General features: G+C 42.6%; 6 protein-coding genes and 1 pseudogene. All 7 read left to right on the plus strand.

Going from position 1 to position 4,264, the window contains the following annotated elements; all coding sequences use genetic code 11:
- A pseudogene (locus Q7P41_RS12155) lies at positions 1 to 90 on the plus strand (UPF0236 family transposase-like protein); the annotation flags it as partial.
- 7 nt (positions 91 to 97) lie between these two features.
- Complete coding sequence (locus tag Q7P41_RS12160) at positions 98 to 376, plus strand: hypothetical protein (protein WP_303884599.1); 279 nt, start codon at positions 98 to 100, stop codon at positions 374 to 376.
- A gap of 104 nt (positions 377 to 480) precedes the next feature.
- Complete coding sequence (locus Q7P41_RS12165) at positions 481 to 1,260, plus strand: hypothetical protein (RefSeq protein WP_303884600.1); 780 nt, start codon at positions 481 to 483, stop codon at positions 1,258 to 1,260.
- 30 nt (positions 1,261 to 1,290) lie between these two features.
- Positions 1,291 to 1,707 carry a DUF262 domain-containing protein gene (locus Q7P41_RS12170; protein ID WP_303884602.1) on the plus strand — a complete coding sequence of 139 codons (417 nt, stop codon included), beginning with the start codon at positions 1,291 to 1,293 and terminating at the stop codon, positions 1,705 to 1,707.
- A gap of 28 nt (positions 1,708 to 1,735) precedes the next feature.
- Complete coding sequence (locus Q7P41_RS12175) at positions 1,736 to 2,539, plus strand: hypothetical protein (protein WP_303884603.1); 804 nt, start codon at positions 1,736 to 1,738, stop codon at positions 2,537 to 2,539.
- A 117-nt stretch (positions 2,540 to 2,656) separates the two neighbouring features.
- Positions 2,657 to 2,815 (plus strand): pyrimidine dimer DNA glycosylase/endonuclease V, encoded by a 159-nt coding sequence (locus tag Q7P41_RS12720; RefSeq protein ID WP_369693163.1) that lies wholly within the window; start codon positions 2,657 to 2,659, stop codon positions 2,813 to 2,815.
- Between the two features lie 425 nt (positions 2,816 to 3,240).
- Positions 3,241 to 4,143, plus strand: a complete 903-nt coding sequence (locus Q7P41_RS12180) for an MBL fold metallo-hydrolase (RefSeq protein WP_303884606.1) — start codon at positions 3,241 to 3,243, stop codon at positions 4,141 to 4,143.
- Positions 4,144 to 4,264: the final 121 nt, after the last annotated feature.

The following is a 4,264-nucleotide window of genomic DNA, read 5'->3' on the forward strand; positions in this document are numbered from 1 at the left end:
GTTTATACCATCTTTGGGGATATATCTTTCAAGAGGACCTATTGCTTCGACAAAAGTCATAAAAAATACGTATACCCTATGGACAAAGCAGGGATTCATGAGAGACCTTTTGAGCATTTTAATAGATAGTGATTTTAGAGTATATATTACATCAGATCATGTGAACATCGAGGCCAAGGGAATTGGTTGTCCTAATGAAGGGGTAACCGCAGAATTGCGGGGAGAGCGTGTTCGTATATATTCCGATCCAAGTTTAAGAACAAAGTGCAAAATGTCATTTCCCGATTCACTGGAATGGCCGTCTATCGGCCTCCCAGAAGATTATTATGCTTTAATTGCACCAAGTTGGGCAGCCTTTTTCGCAAGGACGATGTGATTGTAAGTCATGGCGGCATTAGCATCGAGGAAGTTATAGCCCCATTTATCGAGGTTGAACGAGCATAAAACGAGCGGATCCTTTCATGGGGGGGGGGTGAGTTTGTGCCACATAACGGCCAGCTAACGTCACAAAAAAGATTTTCGCAAATTGGTTTTAGTAGGCTGATACGCCTAGAGTGGCTGGAAAGAACAGCTAATTTAGTCCTTGCCGGAAACGACGAGTCATCCATTTATGATGCCCTACAAAGGTTTCTAGACAATAAGCTCTATGGTGGCAAAAACGTTAAAGGTGGCAGTATGGAAAAAACAATTGCTATTTTAAGGAAAGTATGGGTTCGTCCTCCCATCGATCTGATTTGTCTTAGAGACGATGGCCTGGAAATTTTATCGCATATCCCACGTGAAGAGCATGTAATAATTCATTGGGGTATGACCATGGCAGCATATCCTTTTTGGAGTGCTGTGGCAATGCATATAGGAAGGCAGCTGAGACTTCAAGGTACAACGTCAGTCGGTCAAGTGCAACGTCGCATTAGCGAGCAATATGGAGAACGAGGTGCGGTATCCCTGGCTGTACAAAAGATATTTCTTAGCCTTGCCGATTGGGGTCTGCTTAGGAGAACTGCAAATAGGGGGATTTATGTCCCCGGACTTTCATTTGCCATTAATGACATAAGGGTTATTGCTTGGCTGGTCGAGGCTTTTTTGCATGTCCACCAAGGGGGCCCGTTGATGTTGGATACTATACTTAACTCGCCAAGTTTATTTCCCTTTTTGATAAACCCAGTGTCAGCTGGTCAATTGGTCAAGGCCTCAGAGCGCCTCGATGCTTTCTCAGTTGGAATTGGTCAAGATTTTTTGGTAATAGGCAAGGCTAACTAGCAAAATTAATAGAATAAAGGATGTGTCAATATGCCGGATGTTGTTTTTAAGAAAGTTGATTATACCCTTAAAAAGCTTGTGGAGGATATCGATATAGGGGAGATTGGACTACCTGATATCCAAAGACTGTTTGTTTGGCCAAGCAGCAAAGTGCGGGACTTATTTGACTCAATGTATTGTGGTTATCCGATAGGTTATTTTTTATTTTGGGAGAATGGCTTCCCCGGTGAGCATAAAGTCATAGGAACTGGCCAAAAGCAAAAAGCCCCTCGTTTGTTAATAGTAGACGGCCAACAACGATTGGCTTCATTATACACAGTAACTAAGGCAGTTCCTATTGTAAGTAAAGATTTTCGTCATGCTCGTATTCGTATTGCCTTTAACCCCATAGAAGAAGGATTTGCAAACTCGGCAGTTTTCTGTAGGGCAGAGAGAAAAACAATTTGATATATTGAGAGAAGCTCAGGATTGTGTTTTGAATCTCCAAAATTGGCACGATTTCTTTAAGGTGCTAAAGCGTGCCGGTTATCAAAGCGGTAAGCTCATCTCCTCCGAAATGGCAATAGTCTATACATATGCAATGTGGTTGATCGGTAAGATGGATTATTGCGTAGACCCTTATTACCTGAGAGAAGTTATGGCTCGCTGGTTTTTTATGGTAGCTCTAAAGGGACGTTACACCGGCTCTCCAGAAAGCCGTATGGAGCAGGATTTAGCGCTCTTACGGGCGATCGATACAGCTGAGGGGTTTGTGAAAGTGCTGGATCAACAAATAAATGCCATTTTTACAAGAGACTATTGGGAGGTGACCCTGCCTAACGAATTAGAGACAGCTGCCGCTCGTAGTACTGGCCAATTTGCCTTTTATGCGGCGCTTTGCCTTCTTGATGCCAATGTGTTGTACTCTAAGATGAAGGTCTCTGAATTGTTGGATCCAACCATTAAAAGTAAAAAGAAAGCCCTGGAACGTCATCATCTGTTTCCTCGGCGATACTTGCAGAAAATTGGCACTTCAGTGAAACATCTTATTAATCAGACGGCTAACTACGCCTTGGTGGAATGGAGTGATAATATAGCCATATCTGATAAAGCACCCAAGGATTACGTGCCTCAAATTGAGGCCAAATTTACCGGCGAAGAACTGCAAAAAATGTATACGTTGCATGCGCTGCCCGAAAGATGGTATGAAATGGAATATACTACTTTCTTAAATGAGCGTAGAAAATTAATGGCTGATATCATTCGCAGGGGATTTATGAAATTGAAAGAAAATATATAAGCAATGCTCTAGAACTCTATAGAGGATGCCATAAAATGGGTACAAGACAATGAATTTGGCAATATCTCACGCTAATTTAAATGCATATCTACATGCCCGTCTAATAGGTAATCATCCATGAGAATCTGGTCGCTGCATCCCCGTTATCTTGATGGCAAAGGGCTGGTGGCGCTGTGGCGGGAGGGGCAATCCCTGTCCGAGGTTCGACATGGCTTTTTGCAAATAAAGACCGAGGTTCGGTTTTACGAAACTCGGTCTTTATTCCTTTTTAACTAATTTTGTAGCTAATTTGTCGCTAGCCTATTTGTCCTTGCTTGCAGGGATGGGGCGTTGGGCATCAGGGGCGTTTTGGGGTTGCGCTTTTTCTTCCATCCACTGGTGCCTTCGCTCTTCTCTTTTAAGCTCTTGCGGCTCAAGCTGCAACCTGCTAACTAACGGAGGCCGGTTGTTAGCAATATACTGTATGAAGTAGAATTTGTTTTAGAGTCTAGTTTAGTAGTTTATAGAAAAACCCGCAGTGGTGTGAAAACCTAAAAAGTAGATGTCTTACTTTAGGCATTAAATATCGGGTGCTATGATGGTTGTTATAGTACCTCTGAAGTTTCCAAAAGAAAGGGTGAGTTGGAATCGCTGATCAGGCATTTGCATTCAGCCCATTTACTTTAGAAGTGACTCAAAATTTAAAAGTCATCCTGATCGATTTGCCCATTAAGGAGCTTCCCGGTTTTCACCACTTCTTGAGCAGTTGGTTGATAATAGATGAAAAATCGGACAAGATCCTGCTGATCGATGTAGGCCCGGCTTCAACCGTGCCCGTTTTGGTTCAAGCTATTGAAGGGCTTGGCGTTTCAAGGCTGGATTTAATTTTGCTGACTCACGTACATCTGGACCACTCGGGTGGATTGGGACAATTACTAAAAGTGTTTAAATCGGCCAAAGTGGTGGCTCATCCGAGGGGGAAAAGACACCTTTTAAACCCAGATCGCCTGTGGGAATCTAGCGTGGAAGTATTGGGAGATGTTGCGCTAGCTTATTGGAGACCGATTCCTGTAGAGGAAGGCTCGTTTCTGCCCGATGAGGCAAGTTTGAAAGTAATCAAGAAGATAGAAACGCCAGGACACGCATCTCATCATTATTCATACCTTTATGAAGCTGATCACAATGTGCTCTTCGTTGGGGAGGCGGCAGGCACTTATTATAAAAGAGGATTTGCTTATCCTGGTTTTGACGATGGCACCTTTATACTACGTCCGGCTACGCCTCCAAAATTTTACCTTGACAGTGCTCTTTTCAGCATTGAAAAACTTAAAAGCTTAAAGGCAGATATCATGTGTTATGCTCACTTTGGCTATACTAATAAGGTCATTAAGTACCTCGATTTAGAGGAAAAACAACTTTTGCTTTGGGATGCTTTGATTCGAGACTACATGTCCATGCGGGAAGGCACATCAATTGATGCGGAAGATGTAATCACCCATTTGCTCGAGAAAGACCCCTTTTTAGCTGATTTTTCTGCTTTGCCGGAAGATATAAGGGAGCGTGAAAAAGGAAATATGCTTTCTTCCGTTAATGGTTTTTTGGATTACTTTTCCCAAAAAACTTAAACAAAAGATCATTTAAAAAATCGATAAGAGGAGGGCTTAAAGTTGAAAGTTTTGGTGCTTTCAAGGAACTGTCTTGAAGATTTAAAGGTGGGCATGGAAGAGATCATCGAGGCCGTAGAAC

It is taken from the genome of Acetomicrobium mobile, assembly GCF_937920065.1.